This is a genomic window from Veillonella sp. HPA0037, from assembly GCF_000411535.1.
GTDB lineage: Bacteria > Bacillota > Negativicutes > Veillonellales > Veillonellaceae > Veillonella > Veillonella atypica.
This window is the reverse complement of the sequence record NZ_KE150483.1, coordinates 620,523-626,557: the sequence shown is the minus strand read 5'-3', so window position 1 is coordinate 626,557 and position 6,035 is coordinate 620,523. Positions and strand designations below refer to the sequence as shown.

Annotated in this window: 4 protein-coding genes and 1 other annotated feature; of the genes, 3 read left to right on the top strand and 1 reads right to left on the bottom strand. The window is 38.8% G+C overall.

All coding sequences use genetic code 11. The features are described 5' to 3' along the window. Positions 1 to 343: 343 nt before the first annotated feature. Positions 344 to 573: a binding site (T-box leader), on the top strand. Positions 574 to 647: 74 nt separating this feature from the next. Both thrS and HMPREF1477_RS02965 read left to right on the top strand, forming a co-directional pair. Further along, positions 648 to 2,558 (top strand): threonine--tRNA ligase, encoded by a 1,911-nt coding sequence (gene thrS / locus HMPREF1477_RS02970; RefSeq protein ID WP_016475771.1) that lies wholly within the window; start codon positions 648 to 650, stop codon positions 2,556 to 2,558. Positions 2,559 to 2,785: 227 nt separating this feature from the next. After that, the gene (locus tag HMPREF1477_RS02965) at positions 2,786 to 3,307 is read left to right on the top strand and encodes a MarR family winged helix-turn-helix transcriptional regulator (RefSeq protein WP_016475770.1); all 522 of its coding nucleotides are present in this window, start codon (positions 2,786 to 2,788) and stop codon (positions 3,305 to 3,307) included. A gap of 291 nt (positions 3,308 to 3,598) precedes the next feature. Here HMPREF1477_RS02965 and HMPREF1477_RS02960 read toward each other — a convergent pair whose 3' ends face one another. After that, positions 3,599 to 5,113, bottom strand: a complete 1,515-nt coding sequence (locus HMPREF1477_RS02960) for a DASS family sodium-coupled anion symporter (protein WP_016475769.1) — start codon at positions 5,111 to 5,113, stop codon at positions 3,599 to 3,601. 222 nt (positions 5,114 to 5,335) lie between these two features. On the opposite strand from HMPREF1477_RS02960, the gene HMPREF1477_RS02955 reads away from it, so the two are divergent. Continuing rightward, positions 5,336 to 6,035, top strand: a 700-nt coding sequence (locus HMPREF1477_RS02955) for a DDE-type integrase/transposase/recombinase (protein WP_016475768.1), incomplete at its 3' end; no start/stop codon positions are given.

Here is a 6,035-nt window from a genome sequence, read left to right as displayed (position 1 = left end):
AGAAATAGAACAGGCCTGTACTAATTTGAGGGATACGTTAATAGAGTGTATTTAGAAATAGAACAGGCCTGTACTAATTTGAGAGACACGTTAATAGAGCGTATTTAGAAATAGAACAGGCCTGTACTAATTTGGGGATAACTAATAGGGTGTGTTAAGAAATAGAACAGGCCTGTACTAATTTTGGGAAGCATTAATAGAGTGTGCTTAGAAATAGAACAGGCCTGTACTAATTTTGGGGACGCACTAATAGAGTGTGTTTAGGAATAGAACAGGCCTGTTCTATTTTTTAGGAGGTACTTATATGGTTGAAATTTTTTAGGACCTATGATAAGATATCTTAGTAAAAGTGATGCAAAGGACATGATTCTCATATCCCTGTGTACCAGAGAGAGGCAGATGCTGGAAATGCCTTACACATATATTTGAGTTACCCCCTTTAAACTGATTTGTCGAACCTAAGTAGGCAAATACGGCCGCCACCGTTATCGGGCTTAATGAAGTGAATGAACTGTATCCTTGTGATGCGGTGAATTAACTAGGGTGGAACCGCGAATGATCTTCGTCCCTTGTTTTGTAGGGATAGGGGGTCTTTTTTTATTACAAAAATCCAGTCTATCCTAGATAATAAATTGGAGGAAATTAAAATGGCAGATGTAAAAATCATTTTACCTGATGGTAGTGCAAAGGAATACGCTGCTGGCACTACTCTTGGGGAAGCAGTAAAAAAATTATCTAATAGTTTGGCTAAAAAAGTGTTATCAGCCAATGTAAATGGAGAATTAACAGACCTTCGTGAAGAACTTGTAGATGGTTCTGAAGTAGCGTTTTTAACATTTGAAGAAGATGGTGGTAAACATACTTTACGTCACACAGCTTCTCATGTTATGGCACAAGCAGTTAAACGCTTATGGCCAGAAGCAAAATTGGCTATCGGTCCTGCTATCGATAAAGGTTTCTACTACGATATCGATATGGAACATACTTTGACTCCTGAAGATTTGACTAAAATCGAAAAGGAAATGAGCCGTATTGTAAAAGAAAACTTGCCTATTACTAAATCTGTAATGTCTCGTCAAGAAGCTATTGAGTTCTTCAAATCTAAAAACGAAGACTACAAGGTAGAATTAATTGAAGATCTTCCTGAAGATGCTGTGATTTCTTGCTATGCGCAAGGCGATTTCACAGACCTCTGTGCAGGCCCTCACGTTGCATCTACTGGCAAAGTGAAAGCTTTCAAATTACAAAGCATTGCAGGTGCATACTGGCGCGGCGATGAAAAGAATAAAATGTTGCAACGTATCTACGGTACAGCATTTGAAAAGAAAGAAGAACTAGATGCATACCTTCACATGCTTGAAGAAGCGGCTAAACGCGACCACCGTAAACTTGGTAAAGAACTTGGTTTGTTCGTTATCAAAGAAGAAGGTCCTGGATTTCCATTCTTCTTACCAAAAGGTATGGCTCTTCGCAACGAATTGGAAAACTTCTGGCGCGAAGTACATCATGATTTCGAATATGATGAAATCCGCACACCAATCATCTTGAATAAACATTTGTGGGAAACATCTGGCCACTGGGATCATTACCGTGAAAATATGTATACTACAATCATTGATGACGAAGAATATGCAATTAAACCTATGAACTGCCCAGGCGGTATCTTAGTTTACCAAAACGAAATGCATTCCTACCGTGACTTGCCACTTCGTTATGCAGAACTTGGTTTAGTTCACCGTCATGAATTATCCGGCGCACTACACGGCTTGTTCCGCGTTCGTGCTTTCACACAAGACGATGCGCACGTATTTATGTTGCCTGAACAAATGCAATCTGAATTGATGAAAGTTATCGAATTGTTCGACCGTATCTATAGCCAATTTGGTTTGAAATATCATGTTGAATTGTCTACTAAACCAGACAATGCAATGGGTGATGATGCAATTTGGGAAGCAGCTACAGAAGCATTGCGTAACGCTATCGAAGCAAAAGGCATCGATTATGTTATCAACCCTGGTGACGGCGCGTTCTATGGTCCTAAACTCGATTACCATATCGAAGACTCCTTGGGCCGTACATGGCAATGTGGTACTATCCAATTGGATATGAATTTGCCTGAACGCTTCAACGTAGAATATATCGGTGAAGATGGTCAAAAACATCGTACTATCATGATTCACCGTGCATGCTTTGGTTCTATGGAACGTTTTATCGGTATCTTGACTGAACACTATGCTGGTGCATTCCCAACTTGGATGGCACCTGTTCAAGTGAAAGTATTACCTATCTCCGAAAAACACGTGGAATACGCTAACCAATTGGCAAAACAAATGCGCCATGACTACGTTCGCGTAGAAGTAGACGATCGCAACGAAAAAATTGGTTACAAAATTCGCCAAGCACAAATGGAAAAAGTTCCTTACATGCTCGTTGTTGGCGATAAAGAAATGGAAGACAATTCTGTTAACGTACGTAAACACGGTGGCGACGAATTAGGTACAGTTCCATTCGACGAATTCTTCAATTCTATTAAAATTGAAATTAAAGAACGCAACTAATTATATAATTGTTGATATATCTGGTTGTTTATCTATCATTTTTTGATGGATTTAACGATATTTGGTTAATAATAATTTAGTATAAAAAATCCTCTTATATACTGGACAGTTATCTTTAGATTTTATAATCTAATAGTAGCAGTTCATATATAAGGGGATTTTTCTTTTATTATAGTAGCGGGAGAAATTATAATGAACATCTTATTATGATTAGGTGGTGACCTTGTGTGGAGAAGTCAAGTTTAGCTTCAATTTTGCAACGTAAAAAGAATAAAAATCTTACGCTCGCGCATCGTCAATTATGGGGGATGATTGACTTGGTTTATAAAGATTTCTATGATAAAGAATCTAAAATCTATGATGCTGGCAATGTAACACGTGAAGAATTTTCTATTATTAAACATGTATATAAAACTAGGCATGTAGTAACTTATACGGAACTCAAAGCCTTGTTAAATAACAAACACCTTAGTCATGTGGGGTGGGTTATAAAAAATCTTGAGAAAAAAGGTTTAGTTACCACTGTAAAACATTGGAGCGACCAACGATCTCGAGATGTTATGCTAACAAAGAAAGGAGTTCGTACCTACGAACGCATATCATCAACGCATAATAAGGTAATGGGGGCCTTGTTTTCTCAAATACCTAAAGAACAACGAGAACAAACAACAAGACTATTAATTCATATACATAATAGAATGGCAAAGAAACCTATAGCTAACTTTATTGATTCGGATTATATCCAATAAAAATAAATAGAACAGGCCTGTTCTAATTTTAGGAAGGTGTGTGTATATGCGCGCCTTTAGAAAAAGAACAGGCCTGTACTAATTTGTGGAAGGTGTGAATGTGCATCTCTAGAAAAAGAACAGGCCTGTACTAATTTGAGGAAGATGTGTATGTGCGCCTCTAAAAAAAAGAACAGGCCTGTACTAATTTGGGGAAGGTGTGTATATGCGTCTCTAGAAAAAGAACAGGCCTGTTCTAATCTTAGGAAGGTGTATTAACGGTCCCAAGAAATAAAACAGGCCTGTTCTTTTTTAGGCTATCCCTATCCAGTGCCAGTATGTAAGTGCGAATACGAGCATCATTACATAGCCGATGATGGTCAAAGGAATACCTGTTGTCATAAATGTTTTTACGTCGAATGTGTCTGTACCGTAAGCCACCATACCTTGTGGTGAGTTTACTGGTAATACTAGACCAAAGCAGATGGCGTATTGCATGATCATGGTTACGCCAATTGGATTGAGTCCTTCTGCATTATGTCCTACAACGATGGAGATAACGATTGGTATCATCGCTGATGAAAGGGCGGTAGCAGAGGCAAATCCTAGATGGATTACGATGAGGAACGCAGCCATGATGGCAATCAACAAGAACACCGTAGCGGATTCTAAAGAGAATGCGTTAACGAATACTTGAGCGAGCCATGTGGCTGCTTTTGTTTTAAGTAAAACTGTACCGAGACCGATACCAGCACCAAACATAACGATGGAACCCCAGTCGATGTTTGGTTGTGCGAATTTCCAATCCATAATACCAATTTTAGGGAAGAAGAATAGGGCAATCGCTATGATTGTAGTAGTTGTAGTATCGATGGAATGTAATTTACCACCTGTAGCCCACAATGCAAGTAAACCGATGGAGATGCATAAGAGTTTCTTTTCATCGGTGCTCATAGGTCCAATTTCTTTACGCATCTTAGCGAGTTGAACATCGCCACCAACGAGTTCTTTGAACTCTGGTTTAATTAATGCTTGTGTTAAGAAGTAGCCGATAATTACCATGATGATGGAAAATGGAGCAGCAGCTGTGAGCCAGTCAATCCAGCTAACAGATGTATTCATCTGTGTTTGCATAAATCCTACGGCCACAAGGTTTTGTGCGGCCGCCGTTTGAATCATGATATTCCAGAATGTATCAGCCTGTACAGCGCCCACCATGAGAAGGGCCGCAACGCGGCTTTTACGTTCAATACCTAAGTTTTCAACAATACCGATGATAATCGGAGCGAGGCAAGCAATACGGGCTGTTGCACTTGGTACAAAGAATGCTAGGATGAGGCCCGTAATGATAACGCCTAGGTAAATGCGACTTACCTTGGTGCCGACGCTAGATAAAACGAGCATGGCGATGCGTCGGTCGAGGCCCGTTTTACGCATGGCCACGGAGATAAACATGGCTGCACCAACGAGGATCATAGCAGGTGATGAAAAACCAGAAATAATGAGCTTTAATGCGTTAGCGGTGCCCAGCATTTTAGCAGGAGCCTCAGGATTTGGTGAGAAACCGAGTAATAAGGCCGTAAGGGCTGTGATCATGGTCGCACTGACCGGATAGGATACGGCCGATGTCATCCATAAGATGATGGCAAAGGCGAGGACACCAATCATGCGATGGCCACCAGTGGATAATGTTTCAGGCGTTGGTAATAATAAAATGACGCCTAAAACAATAAATGCGAGAATAAGTCCGATATTTTGTGCTGTCGTACGACCCTTCGGAGGAGCCGCAGCTTGTTGTGTTGTGTTAGTACTACTTACTGTACTCATAATAAACACTCCTTTCTGTAGCTATTATTATACAGTATTTCATAAATAAATATGTGATAATATATAAGAATATTGTATACATACGAGGGTATCATTATAATTAAAATGAGATGTATGTGTAAGAGTATAATACATTTGTGACAAGTGAATAAAAAATGAGAAGGAACTCTGTTATAATGAAGTTGCTTAATCCAAACATTACAACAAAAGGAGTTCCTTCTCATGCATTCTATTATAACTGAAGAATTAAGATTTCGTAAACGAGTATGTGAATATGCTATAAAGTATGGAAATAATGCTGAAGCTGCACGTCGCTATCATACTAGTAGACAACAAGTACAACGTTGGGTGAAGCGTTTCGACGGGACTATTGATTCACTTCGATTGTATAGTCGTAAACCACATTCTCATCCTAATCAACACACTGAGGAAGAACTAGCACTTATCAAGCGTATGCATTCTAAGTTTAAACATGAAGGGCTGTCTCAAGTATATGTTGAGGCAAAAAAGCGTGGTTATAAACGCTCATATGGCTCTATGTGCCGACAAATCAGGTGTCATATTAAAGAGAAAAAGGTTGTTAAATCTGTTCCTAAAAGCAAGTGGAAACCGGATATAATAACATATCCAGGAGAAAAGGTTCAGATTGATATAAAATACGTACCTCGCGAGAGTTTAGCCTTTTCAACACAAGGAAAATCTTACTATCAACTTACAGCTATTGATGAGTTTTCTAGAAAGAGAATTCTAAAAATTATAGATGAAAAAAGTGTTACTAATACAAGTCGCTTCTTATTAAATTTAGAAGCCAAAATGGGATTTCCTATTCATACAATACAAACAGATAATGGTCGTGAATTTACAAACTATGGAGTAAAAGATCGAGAGTGTTTATTTGATATTGTATTAAAAAGATTAGGAA

Excerpts from the sequence above, each read along its gene's own strand:
- thrS (WP_016475771.1), top strand. The coding sequence starts at position 648 with ATGGCAGATGTAAAAATCATTTTACCTGATGGTAGTGCAAAGGAATAC.
- HMPREF1477_RS02960 (WP_016475769.1), bottom strand. The coding sequence starts at position 5,113 with ATGAGTACAGTAAGTAGTACTAACACAACACAACAAGCTGCGGCTCCT.